14 protein-coding genes are annotated in these 15,228 nt (G+C 65.8%); 3 read left to right on the top strand and 11 right to left on the bottom strand.

The window, feature by feature from the left end; translation table 11 throughout:
- Positions 1-152: 152 nt before the first annotated feature.
- The 11 genes from ACIPRI_RS01960 to gyrA all read right to left on the bottom strand — a co-directional run bounded on the left by ACIPRI_RS01960 (position 153) and on the right by gyrA (position 12,800).
- Positions 153-485 (bottom strand): ComEA family DNA-binding protein, encoded by a 333-nt coding sequence (locus tag ACIPRI_RS01960; protein ID WP_446587950.1) that lies wholly within the window; start codon positions 483-485, stop codon positions 153-155.
- A 146-nt stretch (positions 486-631) separates the two neighbouring features.
- On the bottom strand, positions 632-1,807 hold the full coding sequence (gene lapB, locus ACIPRI_RS01955) for a lipopolysaccharide assembly protein LapB (RefSeq protein ID WP_446587948.1): 1,176 nt from the start codon (positions 1,805-1,807) through the stop codon (positions 632-634).
- Positions 1,797-2,117: a LapA family protein gene (locus ACIPRI_RS01950; protein WP_446587946.1), complete on the bottom strand. Its 321-nt coding sequence runs from the start codon at positions 2,115-2,117 to the stop codon at positions 1,797-1,799. The genes lapB and ACIPRI_RS01950 overlap by 11 nt, the downstream gene beginning before the upstream one ends.
- A gap of 40 nt (positions 2,118-2,157) precedes the next feature.
- The gene (locus tag ACIPRI_RS01945) at positions 2,158-2,478 is read right to left on the bottom strand and encodes an integration host factor subunit beta (RefSeq protein WP_446587944.1); all 321 of its coding nucleotides are present in this window, start codon (positions 2,476-2,478) and stop codon (positions 2,158-2,160) included.
- A gap of 62 nt (positions 2,479-2,540) precedes the next feature.
- A complete protein-coding gene (rpsA, locus tag ACIPRI_RS01940) occupies positions 2,541-4,232 on the bottom strand; it encodes a 30S ribosomal protein S1 (protein WP_446587942.1) in 1,692 nt (563 codons plus the stop codon).
- Between the two features lie 182 nt (positions 4,233-4,414).
- The gene (locus ACIPRI_RS01935) at positions 4,415-6,436 is read right to left on the bottom strand and encodes a bifunctional 3-phosphoshikimate 1-carboxyvinyltransferase/cytidylate kinase (protein WP_446587940.1); all 2,022 of its coding nucleotides are present in this window, start codon (positions 6,434-6,436) and stop codon (positions 4,415-4,417) included.
- A gap of 15 nt (positions 6,437-6,451) precedes the next feature.
- On the bottom strand, positions 6,452-7,336 hold the full coding sequence (locus ACIPRI_RS01930) for a prephenate dehydrogenase (protein WP_446587938.1): 885 nt from the start codon (positions 7,334-7,336) through the stop codon (positions 6,452-6,454).
- Positions 7,337-7,340: 4 nt separating this feature from the next.
- Positions 7,341-8,459: a prephenate dehydratase gene (gene pheA / locus ACIPRI_RS01925; RefSeq protein WP_446587936.1), complete on the bottom strand. Its 1,119-nt coding sequence runs from the start codon at positions 8,457-8,459 to the stop codon at positions 7,341-7,343.
- Between the two features lie 5 nt (positions 8,460-8,464).
- Entirely contained in the window at positions 8,465-9,532 is a 1,068-nt protein-coding gene (serC, locus tag ACIPRI_RS01920) for a 3-phosphoserine/phosphohydroxythreonine transaminase (RefSeq protein WP_446620354.1), read from the bottom strand.
- 50 nt (positions 9,533-9,582) lie between these two features.
- A complete protein-coding gene (locus ACIPRI_RS01915; protein WP_446587934.1) occupies positions 9,583-10,158 on the bottom strand; it encodes a DUF2059 domain-containing protein in 576 nt (191 codons plus the stop codon).
- Positions 10,155-12,800 (bottom strand): DNA gyrase subunit A, encoded by a 2,646-nt coding sequence (gene gyrA, locus ACIPRI_RS01910; RefSeq protein ID WP_446587932.1) that lies wholly within the window; start codon positions 12,798-12,800, stop codon positions 10,155-10,157. Before gyrA ends, ACIPRI_RS01915 begins: the two co-directional genes overlap by 4 nt.
- A 226-nt stretch (positions 12,801-13,026) precedes the next feature.
- Between gyrA and ompA the strand changes: the two genes are divergently transcribed.
- The 3 genes from ompA to ACIPRI_RS01895 all read left to right on the top strand — a co-directional run bounded on the left by ompA (position 13,027) and on the right by ACIPRI_RS01895 (position 15,200).
- Positions 13,027-13,671 carry an outer membrane protein OmpA gene (gene ompA, locus ACIPRI_RS01905; protein ID WP_446587930.1) on the top strand — a complete coding sequence of 215 codons (645 nt, stop codon included), beginning with the start codon at positions 13,027-13,029 and terminating at the stop codon, positions 13,669-13,671.
- A 108-nt stretch (positions 13,672-13,779) separates the two neighbouring features.
- Positions 13,780-14,505 carry a bifunctional 2-polyprenyl-6-hydroxyphenol methylase/3-demethylubiquinol 3-O-methyltransferase UbiG gene (gene ubiG, locus ACIPRI_RS01900; RefSeq protein ID WP_446587928.1) on the top strand — a complete coding sequence of 242 codons (726 nt, stop codon included), beginning with the start codon at positions 13,780-13,782 and terminating at the stop codon, positions 14,503-14,505.
- Complete coding sequence (locus ACIPRI_RS01895; RefSeq protein WP_446587926.1) at positions 14,502-15,200, top strand: HAD-IA family hydrolase; 699 nt, start codon at positions 14,502-14,504, stop codon at positions 15,198-15,200. Before ubiG ends, ACIPRI_RS01895 begins: the two co-directional genes overlap by 4 nt.
- The last annotated feature ends 28 nt before the right edge of the window (positions 15,201-15,228 follow it).

Genomic DNA, 15,228 nt, shown 5'->3' with positions numbered 1-15,228 from the left:
TTCTCCAACAACGGCGGAAAAAATGAAGAGGCGAGCTTACGTGCAAGTAACGGGCCACGGCCTGGGGCATTTCCCTGCCTGCATGCCCGCGCCGCGGTGCCCAATAAAAACGGGCCACACAAGGTGGCCCGTTGTCTGCCCTTTGGGGTTGCCTACTGCTTGGCGGGCGCGCCCTTGACCGCGACGGTGGCCGGCTTGGCCGCGACCGGGGCGCTGGTGGCCTTGTAAGCCTGGCCATTGACGGTGAGCCCTTCAGCCGAGAGCTTCTCGGCCTTCTTGCCCTTCACGCCCTTGACCCGTGCCATGAGGTCATCCCAGCTCTTGAATTCACCCTGCTTGCGCGCATCGACGATGCGCTGCGACATGGCGGGGCCGACGCCCTTGACGCCATCGAGCTCGGCGGGGCTCGCCTTGTTGGCGTCCACCGCGGCAAAGGCGGCTGCAGCGCAGAGCATGGCCAGGCTGGCCAGAATCTTCTTCAACATTGATGGTCTCCCTGATGTCTTCTTGAACTGGAAGCAGCATTGCGTTGCTCCACCGGCCGCAGGATGCGGACCGGTGCCTGCTCAACGGGAGTTCGACGGCGCGGGTTGACGGAGAAAATTCGCCGTCTGGGCCCGACGTTTCGTCGTCAGAGTTCTTCCACGCGACGCGGCGGGTAGCTGTCCCAGGCCTGGCAGCCGGGGCAATGCCAGAAGTACTGGTGTGCCTCGAAGCCGCAGGCTGCGCAGCGGTAGCGCATCAGGGGGCGCACCGCCTGCTCGATGGCGCGCTGCACCGGCGGATGCAGCGCTTCGCGGTCGAAGCGCTCGCCAGCCAGCCAGCGGCTGGCGGCGACCAGCGAGGGCTGCTGCTGCAAGTGGGCGATGTAGCTGTCGCGGGGGCAGGAGACGGCGGCGGTGGCCTCTTCGTCGACCAGGGTGGTGCCGCCCAGTGCCACGATGGCTTCCACCACGTCGATCGACGGTGCCGCCGCATAGCGGCGCTGCAGCAGGGCCAGGGCTTCGCCGGAACGCTGGGAGGCGGTGGCTGCTTGCTGCATCAGCGACGCATACAGCGGTAGCGATAACGGTGCTGTTTCCGCCAGGGCCACCAGGGTGTCGAAGGCCTGGGCCGAGGCGCCCTTGCGCAGTTGCAGGGCGGCCGATTCGATGGCGGGCCGTGGTGCTGCCGGCGCGATCTGCGCGGCCTGCGCGAGCAGGCGCTCGGCTTCTTCCAGTTCGCCGCGCGACACGTGTTCGGCCGCTTGCTCGCAAAGATAGTGGGCGCGCCGCGTGCCGTAGCTGGCCTGATCCGATTCGTCGAGCTTCTGGGCTACGGCGGAGGCCTGCGTCCATTCGCGCGAGCGCTCGTAGATGGCCAGCAGCGCCAGTCGCGCCTCGTTCTCGTAGCGCGTGCCTTCCAGCTTTTGCAGCGCGGCCTCGGCGCGATCCAGCAGGCCGGCGCGCAGGAAGTCCTGAGCCAGCGCGTGCTGGGCGCGATCGCGGTCGGCCCGGCTCAGGTCGCCGCGCGACAGCAGGTGTTCGTGCACCCGCACCGCGCGCTGGTACTCGCCGCGCCGGCGAAACAGGTTGCCCAGGGCGAAGTGCAGCTCTTGCGTGTCGGGGTCGTTCTGCACCGCCTCGATGAAGGCGTCGATGGCCTGGTCCTGCTGCTCGTTGAGCAGGAAGTTCAGGCCGCGAAAGTAGGCCTTGGGCGCCTGGCGGTTTTCCAGCCGCAGCTGGCGCAGGTCGAAGCGCGAGGCCAGCCAGCCCAGCACGAAGGCCAGCGGCAGCCCCAAAAGGAGCCAGCTGAGATCAAAGTCCATGGTGGCGCGCGACGGGCAGTTCGTTGCTGTTGTTGTTGCTGCCGTTGTTGGCGACAGGCAGTGCGGCCGCGGGGCTGGCGGCGGCCGGTAGTTTGGCCGCGTTGCTGCGGTGCTTCCACCAGCCCGGCAGCATGCCCAAGGCGCCCACCACGATGCCGCCGGCAAACGCGACCAGCACCACCAGCACCAGCGGCGCGCGCCAGTGCGTGCCGAAGAAGAAGTTGACGGTGGCGTCGTGCTGGTTGTTCAGCGCGAAGGCGAAGAGGGTAAAAAAAATGGCTGCCTTGAGCAGCCACAGGAGGTATTTCATGGATGCTTTCCGGTGGGCCGGAAAGATTCTACGTTCGCGCTCAGTCCTTGCGGGCCGATGGCGCGCTGTCGAGTTGCGCGGTGCGCTCGTCCACCGCTTCGCGCAGGGCCTTGCCCGGCTTGAAGTGGGGCACGCGCTTTTCCGGCACGGCGACGCTTTCACCCGAACGCGGATTGCGTCCGATGCGCGGCGGCCGGCGGCTCACCGAGAAACTGCCAAAGCCACGGATCTCGATCCGGTTCCCGCGAACCAGCGCGTCGCTCATCGCATCGAGGATGGTCTTGACGGCGGATTCAGCGTCGCGGTGCGTGAGCTGCGCGAAACGGGCGGCGAGTTCTTCGACGAGATCGGAACGGGTCATTTGCCTAGCAAGTTGGGGACAGAGCACGCAGCGCTACGCGTCGCGTGGTCTGTCCCGCAAAATCACTTGGATTCGCCGTTGTTGTCCAGCTTGGCGCGCAGCAGGGCGCCCAGGCTGGTGGTGCCGGCGTTTTCGCGCGCCGACTGCTGGCTCAGGCTGGCCATGGCGCCTTGCTCGTCAACCATGTCCTTCTGCTTGACCGACAGCTGGATGTTGCGGGTCTTGCGATCCACATTGACCACCACGGCCGTGACTTCGTCGCCTTCCTTCAGCACGTTGCGGGCATCTTCCACGCGGTCACGCGAGATTTCCGAAGCGCGCAGGTAGCCGATGATGTCGCCGCCCAGGTCGATCTCGGCGCCACGTGCATCCACGGTCTTGACCTTGCCGGTCACGATCTGGCCCTTGTCGTTCACCGAGGTGAAGGTGGTGAACGGGTCGCCGTCCAGCTGCTTGATGCCCAGGCTGATGCGCTCGCGGTCGACGTCGACAGCCAGCACGATCGCTTCGACTTCCTGGCCCTTCTTGTAGTTGCGCACGGCAGTTTCGCCGGGCTCGTTCCAAGACAGGTCGGACAGGTGCACCAGGCCGTCGATGCCGGCAGCCAGGCCCACGAACACGCCGAAGTCGGTGATCGACTTGATCGGGCCCTTGACGCGGTCGCCGCGCTTGGTGTTTTGCGCGAACTCTTGCCACGGGTTGGCCTTGCACTGCTTCATGCCCAGGCTGATGCGGCGCTTGTCTTCGTCGATCTCGAGGACCATGACTTCGACTTCGTCGCCCAGCGAGACGATCTTGTTCGGCGCGATGTTCTTGTTGGTCCAGTCCATTTCCGAGACGTGCACCAGGCCTTCGATGCCCGGCTCGAGCTCGACGAACGCGCCATAGTCGGCGATGTTCGTGACCTTGCCGAACAGGCGGGTGCTTTGCGGGTAGCGGCGCGAAACGCCCATCCACGGGTCGTCGCCCATTTGCTTGAGACCCAGCGAGACACGGTTCTTTTCGGTGTCGAACTTGAGAATCTTGGCGGTGATTTCCTGGCCGGCCTGAACGACTTCGCTCGGGTGGCGGACACGGCGCCAGGCCATGTCGGTGATGTGCAGCAGGCCGTCGATGCCGCCGAGGTCCACGAAGGCGCCGTATTCGGTGATGTTCTTGACCACACCGCGCACGACTGCGCCTTCCTTCAGCGTTTCCATCAGCTTGGCGCGCTCTTCGCCCATGCTGGCTTCGACCACGGCACGGCGCGACAGCACGACGTTGTTGCGCTTGCGGTCGAGCTTGATGACCTTGAATTCGAGGGTCTTGTTCTCGTAGGGGGTCAGGTCCTTGATCGGACGCGTGTCGATCAGCGAACCCGGCAGGAATGCGCGGATGCCGTTGACCAGCACGGTGAGGCCGCCCTTGACCTTGCCACTGGTGGTGCCGGTGACGAATTCGCCGGACTCGAGCGCCTTCTCGAGGCTCATCCACGAGGCGAGGCGCTTGGCGGTATCGCGCGACAGGATGGTGTCGCCGTAGCCGTTTTCGACGCTGCCGATGGCAACAGAAACGAAATCGCCGGCCTGGACTTCGAGTTCACCCTTGTCGTTCTTGAACTCTTCGATCGGCACGTAGGCTTCGGACTTGAGGCCTGCGTTGACGACGACGTGGTTGTGCTCCACGCGAACGACTTCGGCGGTGATGACTTCGCCCGAGCGCATCTCGGAGCGCTTCAGGGATTCTTCGAATAGGGCGGCAAAAGATTCAGACATTGTGTTTTCCTTCCGTCACGCAGGTTTCCAGTCGCACCATTGCGGCTGTTTCTAAGGCTGGAGACGGCGGTTTGTGGGCCAGAAGCCCGGTTGGTTGAACAACCCATCAAGGCCGGTGCGCTGACGCGCGGCGGGGACCCGATGGACGGTAGCCCTTCAGCTGGTGACCGAGGGCCAGCCCTTCAAGACAAAGGCTCGAAAGGCTGCACTTGCTCCCACCACTGGAACACCTGATCGACCGATTGCGAGATCGTCTGATCGGAGTTGTCCAGAAGGCGAGCATCCTGCGCCGGTTTCAGGGGGGCCGTGCTGCGGGACATGTCCCGGGCATCGCGCGCCTCCAGATCCTGGCGAAGACCGTCAAGTGTAACGGAAATTCCCTTTGAAATCAATTGCTTATACCGGCGCTCGGCCCGGTGGGCTGCGCTGGCGGTCAGGAAGACCTTGAGCGCGGCGTCGGGGAAGATCACCGTGCCCATGTCGCGTCCGTCGGCCACCAGGCCAGGCAGGCGGCGGAAGCACTTTTGCAGGTCGGCCAGCGCCAGGCGCACGGCCGGCAGGGCGGACACGCGTGAGGCGTCCATGCCGGCGGCCTCGGTGCGGATGGCCTCACTCACGTCTTCGCCGGCCAGCAGCACCTTGCCGTCCGTGAACGAGAGGGGCAGGGCGCGGGCCATGTCGGCGATGCGCGCCTCATGCTCGGGCGTAGCCGTGAGGCCGGCGCGCGTCATGGCCAGGCCGGTGACGCGGTAGAGCGCGCCCGAGTCCAGGTAGTGGTAGCCCAGCTGGCGCGCCACTTCCATGGCCAGGGTGCCCTTGCCGGAGGCGGTGGGGCCGTCGACGCAGATCACCGGCACCGCGGCCGGTTCGCTCACCGAGAACAATGCCTCGAAATAGTCGGGGAAGGTCTTGGCAACGCACTTGGGGTCCAGGATGCGCACCGGCAGGCCGTCCGGATTGAAGGCGGCCAGCGAAAAGCACATCGCGACCCGGTGGTCGTCGTAAGTGTGGATGCTGGCCGCACGCCATGTGCTGGCGGCCAGGGGCTGGATGCGGATGAAGTCGGGCCCGGTCTCGACCTGGGCACCGAGCTTGCGCAGCTCGTTGGCCATGGCGTCGATGCGGTCGGTTTCCTTCACGCGCCAGCTGGCGATGTTGGTCAGGCGGCTGGGGCCGTCGGCAAACAGCGCCATCACGGCCAGGGTCATGGCGGCATCGGGGATGTGATTGGCATCCAGGTCGATGGCGCGCAAAGGCCAGTGGCCGCGCGAGATCTGCAGCCAGTTGGTGCCGCTCTCGACCTTGGCGCCCATCGCCTGCGCAGCTTCGACGAAGCGGATGTCGCCCTGGATCGAATCGGCGCCCACGCCTTCGATGCGGATGCCGGCCTGCCCCGGGGTCGGCGCGGCGATCGCGCCCAGCGCGATGAAGTAGCTGGCCGAAGACGCGTCCGCTTCCACATGGATGCTGCCCGGCGAGCGGTACTGGCTGCCGGCCGCAATGGTGAAGCGGCTCCAGCCCTCGCGCTGAACGTCGATGCCGAAGCGCGCCAGCAGGTTCAGGGTGATCTCGATGTAGGGCTTGGAAATCAGCTCGCCGATTACTTCGATCACAACGTCCTGGCGTGCCGAGGCCAACGGCAGGGCCAGCAGCAGGGCAGTGAGGAACTGGCTGGAGACGTCGCCGCGCACGCGGATCGGCGCGTCGAGGCGCAGCCCCTCATGCGCCACCGGATGGATGCGCAGCGGCGGATAGCCGGGGTTGCCCAGGTAGTCGATCTCGCAGCCCAGGCCCGCCAGGGCATCGACCAGGTCGCCAATGGGCCGCTCGTGCATGCGCGGCACGCCGCGCAGCTCGAACTCGCCACCCAGGAGGCTCAGCGCCGCGGTAAGCGGGCGCATGGCGGTGCCGGCGTTGCCGAGGAAGAGCTCGGCCTGCCGCGCGTCGTCCTTGAGCTTGCCGCCCAGGCCTGTGATGCGGGTGACGCCGTCGGCGCGCTGCTCGACACCGCAGCCCAGTTGGCGCAGCGCCGCCAGCATGACGCGGGTGTCGTCGGAGTCGAGCAGGTCGTGCACCTCGGTCGTGCCTTCGGCCAGGGCGGCCAGCAGCAGCACGCGGTTCGAGATGCTCTTGGAGCCCGGCAGCCGCACGGTGCCGCCGGCAGCCCGCAGCGCGGGAAGGTCGAGAAAGACGGTGTCGAACATGACGAAAAAAGAGGGTCAGGCGTCCGGCGATTCGGTGCTGCTGCCCAGGCGCCACGGGCCGCGCAACTGGCTGGCGGCTGCGATGGCCTGTTCCAGCCCGGCCGCCTGGCCGCTGCTCATCAGCGCCTCGAGCGCGTCCAGCGATTGTCGGAAGGCCTGCGACTGGCGCAGCACCTGCTCGCGGTTGGCCAACAGCACGTCGCGCCACAGGGTGGGCTCGCCGGCAGCGATGCGGGTGAAGTCGCGAAAGCCGGGCCCTGCCAGATCGAGGAACTGCTGGCACTCGGGCTGCGCGGCGATGCCATTGATGAAGGCGAAAGCCAGCAGGTGCGGCAGATGGCTCACGGCCGCAAAGGCGCTGTCGTGCGCCTCATGCGTCATGATGCTGACCTGGGCGCCGACGCCGGTCCAGACCTGCGAGGCCCGCTGCACGTTGGAGCGCAGCGTGGCCTTGATGGGCGTGAGCACCACCTGGCGGCCGGTAAAAAGATCAGCGTCTGCGTGCTCGATGCCCGCCACTTCCTTGCCGGCAATGGGATGCGCCGGCACGAAGCACTTGAGCTTGCCCTCCAGCCCGATGCGCGCCGCTTCGATGACGTCGCTCTTGGTCGAGCCCACGTCCATCACCAGCGTCTCGGCGCCGATGCCGTGGCGGATCGCCTTGAAGGTGGCTTCGGAGGCTGCCACCGGCACCGCCAGCAGCACCAGGTCGGCGCCGGACACGGCCAGCAGGGCGGATGGAGCCGCCACGTCGATCACGCCCAACTGCTTGGCGCGTTCGGTGGTCGAGGGCGACTTGCTGTAGCCGACCACCCGCTTGACCAGCTTGGCGCGCTTGAGCGCCAGGGCGAAGGAGCCGCCCATCAGGCCGCAGCCGATCAGCCCGAGTTGCTCGAACATCGCTTCAGGCTTTCACGGGATAGGCGCCCAGCACCTTGTAGAAGGCGCACAGCTGGCGCAGCTCGCCGAGGGCCGCAGCCACGTTGGGCTGGGAAGGGTGGCCGTCGAGGTCGATGTAGAAGTAGTACTCCCACTGGCCGGTGCGCGCGGGGCGCGACTCGAAGCGGGTCATCGAGACGTTGTTGTTCTTGAGTGGCACCAGCAGGTCGTGCACCGCGCCCGGCCGGTTCGGCACCGACACCACCAGGCTGGTGCAGTCGTGTCCCGAGGCCGGCGGCATGGCCAGCGTGGATGGCAAGGCGATGACGGCGAAACGCGTGCGGTTGTAGGCGTCGTCCTGGATGGCGTGGGCCACGATGTGCAGCCCGTATTGCGTGGCAGCGCGCTCGCTGGCCAAGCCAGCCCAGGCCGGGTTGGTGGCGGCCAGGCGCGCGCCTTCGGCATTGCTGGCGACGGCGCGCCGCTCGGCATGCGGCAGGTGCTTGGCCAGCCAGGCCTGGCACTGGGCCAGGGCTTGCGGGTGGGCCAGCACGGCCTCGATGCCTTCCAGCGAGATTTCCTTGCGCAAGAGGTTGTGGCGAACCAGCAGGCTCACCTCGCCCACCACGTGCGTGGGCGAATGCAGGAACATGTCGAGCGAGCGCGTGACCACGCCCTCGTTGGAGTTCTCCACGCCCACCACGCCGTATTGGGCGCTGCCGCTGGCCGTGGCGTGGAACACCTCGTCGAAGCTGGCGCAGTGGATCAGGTCGGCGGCGCCGCCGAAGTATTCGATGGCGGCCTGCTCGCAGAAGGTGCCTTCGGGGCCGAGCACCGCCACGCGCTGCGGCGATTCGAGCGCCAGGCAGGCCGACATGATCTCGCGCCAGATGGCCGAGACATGCGAGTTCTTGAGCGGCCCGGGGTTGCCCTTGGTCATCTTCTCGATGACCTGGGCCACGCGGTCAGGGCGGAAATAAGGGGTGCCTTCGCGCTTCTTGACCTCGCCTACCAGCTCGGCGACATGCGCGCGCTTGTTCAAGAGTGCAAGCAGCTGCTGGTCCAGCGAGTCGATCTGCACGCGCAGATCGGCCAGGCTGGCGGAAGGATCGGAAGGGGGTGTTGGCGAGGCGGGGGAGGTCATGCGAATCAAGCGTGAAGTCGCTCGAATTCTCGCATGTACCCCACGAGCGCCTGCACGCCCGCCAGCGGCATGGCGTTGTAGATGCTGGCCCGCATGCCGCCCACTGACTTGTGGCCCTTGAGCTGCAACAGGCCCGCTTCGCGGGCACCGGCCAGGAAGGCCTCGTTGCGGCTCTCGTCGGCCAGGAAAAAGGGCACGTTCATGCGCGAGCGGCAATTCGGCGCCACCTTGTTGGCGTAGAAGGCCGAGGCGTCGATGAAGTCGTACAGCAGGCTGGCCTTGGCCACGTTGCGCGCTTCCATGGCCGCCACGCCGGCCAGCTCGCCTTCGCGCTGCTGCAGCAGCCACTGGAAGGTGAGGCCCGCCATGTAGATGGCCCAGGTCGGCGGCGTGTTGTACATCGACTGGTTGTCGGCCACCGTCTTGTAGTTGAAGGCGCTCGGACAGATGTCCAGGGCATCGCCCAGCAGCTCATCGCGCACGATCACCAGCGTGAGGCCGGCAGGCCCCAAGTTCTTTTGCGCACCGCCGAAGGCCAGGCCAACGCGCGTCCAGTCGACGCTGCGCGAGGCCACGTGCGAAGAAAAGTCGATCACCAGCGGCGCCGTGCTGCCCAATGCTGCCAGGTCCGGCAGCTGCTGGAACTCGACGCCATGAATGGTCTCGTTGGAGCACACGTGCACGTAAGAGGCGCCGTCCGTCAGCTGCCAGCGGGCCGGGTCGGGCAGGCTGGTGTGGCCGCCCTCCGCATTGCTGGCGGCGAGGTGCGCACTGCAGTAGCGCTGCGCTTCCTTCAGCGACTTCTGGCTCCAGCTGCCGGTGACCACGAAGTCCACCGACTTGCCGCGCGACAGGTTGAGCGGAACGATGGCGTTCTCGCCCAGCCCGCCGCCCTGCATGAACAGCACGTGGAACTGCGCGGGGATGGCCAGAAGCTGACGCAGATTGGCTTCGGCCTGCGCCAGGATGGCGCCGAATTCCTTGCCGCGATGGCTCATCTCCATCACGCTCATGCCGCTGCCCTGCCAGTCGAGCATCTCCGAGGCGGCGCGTTGCAGCACCGCCTCCGGCATGGCGGCCGGACCGGCCGAGAAGTTATACGGGCGCTGCCCCGGCGCGGGGCTCACTTCTTCGCCGGCGCCTTGGCAGGGGCCTTGCCGGCATCGCCGCCGGTCGGCGCGCCGAGCGCCTTCGCCACGCTCGCGTCGAGCGCGCGGATTTTCGGCTCGATGGTGGCGCGCGTGTCTTCAACCACCTTCTTGGTGAGGGCGGTCTGCATCTGCGGATTCATTTCCTGGTACTTCTTGGCCAGCGGCGAGCTGATCCAGGCGACCAGTTGCTTGAGTTCATCTTCGGTGAAGTTCTGCTCAAGGATCGGGCCCAGCGTGGTGGGCGCAGCCTGCAGGGCCTTGTCGCGCACGATCGGGTAGGACTCGTCGAAGTACTTCTTCAGTTCGGCGTCGGCGGCCTTGGCGGCGGCTTCACGCTTGTCCGCGGGAACCTGGCTCTGCAGGTAGCCGGAGCCTGCCTGCGCAATCGGGTCGCTTGCCTGCTGAACCAGCGCACGAGACAGCGCTTCGATGCCGGGGCGCTGCAAGTCGAGGAACTGCTTGACCAGCGCGGCCTTGCCGTTCTGTGCCCAGGCGAAGGACGAGGCGGTCAGTGCCACGGCCAGCACGGCAAGTTTGATCTTTTTCACTGAGGGTTCTCCGTAGAAGATGTTGAAGTGTCGTCGGCACCTGTTTCGGTGTCGCCGTTTGCGTCATTCTCGACGATGCGTTGCAAGCCACTGAGCTTGGAGCCTTCGTCCAGGCCGATCAGCGTCACGCCTTGGGTGGCACGGCCGAGTTCGCGGATCTCGGCGACCCGCGTGCGGACGAGCACGCCCTTGTCGGTGATCAGCATGATCTCGTCGTCCGCGTGCACCAGGGTGGCTGCAACGACCTTGCCGTTGCGCTCACTCTGTTGAATCGCAATCATGCCCTTGGTTCCGCGGCCATGACGGGTGTACTCGGTAATACTTGTCCGCTTGCCGTAACCGTTTTCGGTGGCGGTGAGCACGCTCTGCTGCTCGTCCTCGGCCACCAGCATGGCGATCACGCGTTGCGTTTCTTCCAGCGACATGCCGCGCACGCCGCGCGCATTGCGGCCCATCGGACGCACGTCGTTCTCGTCGAAGCGCACCGCCTTGCCGCCGTCGGAGAACAGCATCACGTCGTGTGCGCCATCGGTGAGGGCCGCGCCGATCAGATAGTCGCCCGCATCCAGGTCCACGGCGATGATGCCGGCCTTGCGCGGGTTGTTGAATTCGTCCAGCGCGGTCTTCTTCACGGTGCCCATCGAAGTGGCCATGAAGACGAACTGGTCTGCCGGGAAGGTGCGCTTGTCGCCGGTGAGCGGCAGCACCACGTTGATCTTCTCGCCCTCTTGCAGCGGGAACATGTTGACGATCGGGCGTCCACGCGAGCCGCGCGAGCCGGCCGGCACTTCCCACACCTTGAGCCAGTACAGCCGGCCGCGGTTGGAGAAGCACAGGATGTAGTCGTGCGTGTTGGCGATGAAGAGCTGGTCGATCCAGTCGTCTTCCTTGGTCGCCGTAGCCTGCTTGCCGCGCCCGCCGCGCTTTTGCGCGCGGTACTCGCCCAGCGGCTGGCTCTTGATGTAGCCGCTGTGCGAGAGGGTCACCACCATGTCGGTGGGCGTGATCAGATCTTCGGTGGAAAGGTCGAAGGCGCTGTGCTCGACCTGGCTGCGGCGTGCGCCCAGCTTGGTCTGGCCGAACTCCTGCTTCAGCGTGGAGAGCTCGTCGCTGATGATGGTGGAGACGCGCGCCGGCTTCGACAAAATGTCGAGCAGGTCCTCGATCTCGGACATCACGTCCTTGTACTCGGCGACGATCTTGTCCTGCTCCAGGCCGGTGAGGCGCTGCAGGCGCATCTGCAGGATTTCCTGGGCCTGCGTGTCGGACAGGCGGTACAGGCCGTTGTCGCCCATGCCGAATTCCTTTTCCAGACCTTCGGGACGGTAGTCGTCGGCATTCACCACGCCGCCGTCGGCGCGGGAGCGGGTCAGCATCTCGCGCACCAGCTTGCTGTCCCAGCTGCGGGCCATCAGTTCGGCCTTGGCCACCGGCGGGGTGGGCGCGTTGCGGATGATCGAGATGAAGTCGTCGATGTTGGCCAGCGCCACCGCCAGGCCTTCCAGCACGTGGCCGCGCTCGCGCGCCTTGCGCAGCTGAAACACGGTGCGGCGCGTTACCACTTCGCGGCGGTGCTGCAGGAAGACCTCGACCAGATCCTTCAGGTTGCACAGCTTCGGCTGGCCGTCGATGAGCGCGACCATGTTGATGCCGAAGGTGTCCTGCATCTGCGTCTGCTTGTACAGGTTGTTGAGCACCACCTCGGGCACTTCGCCGCGCTTGAGCTCGATCACCAGGCGCATGCCCGATTTGTCGGACTCGTCCTGGATGTGGCTGATGCCCTCGAGCTTCTTCTCGCGCCAGAGCTCGGCCATGCGCTCCTGCAGGGTCTTCTTGTTGACCTGGTAGGGCAGTTCGTCGACCACGATGGCCTGGCGCTGGCCGCGGTCGATGTCCTCGAAGTGGACCTTGGCGCGCATCACCACCTTGCCGCGGCCGGTGCGGTAGCCGTCCTTGATGCCGTTGATGCCGTAGATGATGCCGGCGGTGGGGAAATCGGGCGCAGGCACGATTTCCATCAGTTCGTCAATAGTGGCCCCCGGATTGGCCAGCAAATGCAGGCATGCATCCACCACTTCGACCAGGTTGTGCGGCGGAATATTGGTGGCCATGCCCACCGCAATACCACCCGAGCCATTGACCAGAAGATTGGGCAACTTGCTGGGCAAAACCAGCGGTTCTTTTTCGCTGCCGTCGTAATTGGGACCGAAATCGACAGTTTCCTTGTCGATATCCGCCAGCATTTCATGCGCGATCTTGGCCAAGCGAATTTCGGTGTATCGCATGGCTGCGGCGTTGTCGCCGTCGACCGAGCCGAAATTGCCTTGGCCGTCAACCAGCATGTGGCGCATGGAAAAATCCTGCGCCATCCGCACGATGGTGTCGTACACCGACTGGTCGCCGTGCGGGTGGTACTTGCCGATGACGTCGCCAACGATACGGGCCGACTTCTTGTAGGGCCGGTTCCAGTCGTTGTTGAGTTCGTGCATGGCAAACAACACACGGCGGTGCACCGGCTTGAGGCCGTCGCGGGCGTCTGGAAGTGCGCGCCCGACGATCACGCTCATCGCGTAATCGAGATAGCTGCGGCGCATCTCCTCTTCGAGGCTGATGGGTAGAGTTTCTTTGGCGAACGAGGTCATGAAGGGGAGAGCCGGCGAGCAAGGACCGGAAATTTTACGCCCTCGGCGGTGTAGCAGCGCCGCAACAGATGGGCCGTATTCGGCCTTTGACGGGCGTTTGGGGGTGGCGTTCCGGCCTGTTTGCTAAAGACCCTATGGCACAATCGTCTCAGCGTTTTGGGTGGTGGTCACTTAAAGCGTCCTTGTTTCGCAGCGCGGCTGCGGCTTTTTCCCCAAGAGGAGAACCATGAAGAAACTGAATAAAGTGGCGATGATGTTTGCAGTCGCTGCGCTCGCCACTGCCGCCGGCGCGCAGACCCGTGTCACGTCCGCTAACGGTGGTCCCGTGCTCGACAACTGGCAAAACGGCACCGGCGAACTGGTCTGGAAGAACGGCACGAACGAACTGTGCTGGCGCGACGCGAACTGGACCCCCGCCACGGCCGCTGTTGGCTGCGACGGCGCTCTGGTTCCCGCCGCTGCTCCCACTCCGGCGCCTGCTCCGGCTCCGGCTCCCGCTCCGGCACCTGTCGCTTCGAAGGTCACCTTCGCCGCTGACGCGTTCTTCGACTTCGACAAGGCTGTGCTCAAGCCCGAAGGCCGCGCCAAGCTGGACGATCTGACCAGCAAGATCCGTGGCGTCAACCTGGAAGTGATCATCGCCGTCGGCCATACCGACTCGATCGGTTCCGATACCTACAACCAGAAGCTGTCGGTTCGCCGCGCTGAAGCCGTCAAGGCCTATCTGGTCTCGAAGGGCATTGAACGCAACCGCGTCTACACCGAAGGCAAGGGCGAGAAGCAGCCGATCGCGGACAACCGCACCAAGGAAGGCCGCGCCAAGAACCGTCGCGTGGAAATCGAAGTGGTCGGCACGCAAGCCACCAAGTAATCCGCAAGGATTTACGAATGAAACCCCGCTTCGGCGGGGTTTTTTCATTGAAGCCCCGCCCGTGCGGGGCTTTTTTCTTTCCCGTTGGCGCCGTTTCATAATCACGCAATGAGCACCAATAACGTGAATGCAGACCCGGCCGAATTGGCCAAATTCTCCGAACTCGCCCATCGCTGGTGGGATATGGAAAGCGAGTTTCGGCCGCTGCACGAAATCAATCCATTGCGCCTCGAATGGATCGACGGCCTGGCCCCGATGGCCGGCCGGCAGGCACTGGACGTGGGCTGCGGCGGCGGCATCCTGGCCGATTCGATGGCACGCAAGGGCGCGCAGGTGCTGGGCATCGACCTGGCGGACAAGGCCCTGAAGGTGGCCCAGCTGCATGCGCTGGAAGCCGGCACCCAGAACGTCAAGTACCGCCACGTGAGCGTCGAGGACCTGGCGGCCGAGCAGCCGGCCAGCTACGACGTCGTGACCTGCATGGAAATGCTGGAGCACGTGCCCGAGCCCGCCTCGGTGGTGCAGGCCTGCGCCACCCTGGTCAAGCCGGGCGGCTGGGTCTTCTTCTCCACCATTCATCGCAACCTGAAGGCCTTCCTCTTTGCCATCGTGGGGGCCGAGTACGTGCTGGGCATGCTGCCCAAGGGCACCCACGAGTACCGCAAGATGATCCGGCCGAGCGAACTGGCCGCGTTCTGCCGCGTGGCCGGCCTGGACCTGCGCCATACCCGCGGCCTGGAATACAACCCGCTGACGCGGCGCTACCGGCTGAGCGACAACACCAGCGTCAACTACATGTTCGCCACCCAGCGGCCGGAGGCATCGGCGTCATGATGACGACGAGTGCACGCGACATCGAAGCCGTCCTGTTCGACCTGGACGGCACGCTGATCGACAGCGCGCCCGACCTCGGCGCCGCCGCCGACAAGATGCGCACCGACCGCGGCATGGCGTCGCTGCCCCTGGAGCGCTATCGGCCCATGGCCGGCTCCGGCGCGCGCGGCATGCTGGGCGTGGCCTTCGGCATCACGCCGGACCATCCAGACTTCCCCGAGTTGCGCGAGGAGTTCTTTGTCAACTACGAGCGCGCCATGACGGTTCGCACGATGGCCTTCGCGGGCGTGCCCGAGCTGATCGAGCAACTGCACCAGCTCGACCTGCGCTGGGGCGTGGTGACCAACAAGTCGGTGCGCTTCGCCGCGCCGCTCACCGCGGCCATGCCGCTGTTTACGAGCTCTGGCGCGCTGGTCTGCGGCGACACCACGCCGCATGCCAAGCCGCACCCCGAGCCCTTGCTGGAAGCCGCGCGCCGCCTGGGCGTGCTGCCTTCGCGCTGCCTGTTCGTCGGCGACGATGAGCGCGATGTCATCGCCGGCCGTGCTGCCGGCATGCGCACCGTGGCTGCCACCTACGGCTACCTGGGCGACCGGGCCGACACGGTGCTTTGGAACGCCGATGCCAGCATCGGAAGCCCGGCGGCGCTGATGTCCCTCATTCAGTCAGCGAATTCTGGGCGCTCCCCCTTTTAATACCGGCGGAAGCCCTAAAATACGTGTT

It is taken from the genome of Variovorax sp. LARHSF232 (assembly GCF_052871435.1).
This window is presented reverse-complemented; position numbering and strand designations above follow the sequence as displayed.

Excerpts from the sequence above, each read along its gene's own strand:
- gyrA (WP_446587932.1), bottom strand. The coding sequence starts at position 12,800 with ATGACCTCGTTCGCCAAAGAAACTCTACCCATCAGCCTCGAAGAGGAG.
- lapB (WP_446587948.1), bottom strand. The coding sequence starts at position 1,807 with ATGGACTTTGATCTCAGCTGGCTCCTTTTGGGGCTGCCGCTGGCCTTC.
- ACIPRI_RS01945 (WP_446587944.1), bottom strand. The coding sequence starts at position 2,478 with ATGACCCGTTCCGATCTCGTCGAAGAACTCGCCGCCCGTTTCGCGCAG.
- ACIPRI_RS01960 (WP_446587950.1), bottom strand. The coding sequence starts at position 485 with ATGTTGAAGAAGATTCTGGCCAGCCTGGCCATGCTCTGCGCTGCAGCC.
- ACIPRI_RS01930 (WP_446587938.1), bottom strand. The coding sequence starts at position 7,336 with ATGTTCGAGCAACTCGGGCTGATCGGCTGCGGCCTGATGGGCGGCTCC.
- ubiG (WP_446587928.1), top strand. The coding sequence starts at position 13,780 with ATGAGCACCAATAACGTGAATGCAGACCCGGCCGAATTGGCCAAATTC.
- ACIPRI_RS01895 (WP_446587926.1), top strand. The coding sequence starts at position 14,502 with ATGATGACGACGAGTGCACGCGACATCGAAGCCGTCCTGTTCGACCTG.
- pheA (WP_446587936.1), bottom strand. The coding sequence starts at position 8,459 with ATGACCTCCCCCGCCTCGCCAACACCCCCTTCCGATCCTTCCGCCAGC.
- ACIPRI_RS01950 (WP_446587946.1), bottom strand. The coding sequence starts at position 2,117 with ATGAAATACCTCCTGTGGCTGCTCAAGGCAGCCATTTTTTTTACCCTC.
- rpsA (WP_446587942.1), bottom strand. The coding sequence starts at position 4,232 with ATGTCTGAATCTTTTGCCGCCCTATTCGAAGAATCCCTGAAGCGCTCC.
- serC (WP_446620354.1), bottom strand. The coding sequence starts at position 9,532 with ATGCCGGAGGCGGTGCTGCAACGCGCCGCCTCGGAGATGCTCGACTGG.
- ACIPRI_RS01935 (WP_446587940.1), bottom strand. The coding sequence starts at position 6,436 with ATGTTCGACACCGTCTTTCTCGACCTTCCCGCGCTGCGGGCTGCCGGC.
- ompA (WP_446587930.1), top strand. The coding sequence starts at position 13,027 with ATGAAGAAACTGAATAAAGTGGCGATGATGTTTGCAGTCGCTGCGCTC.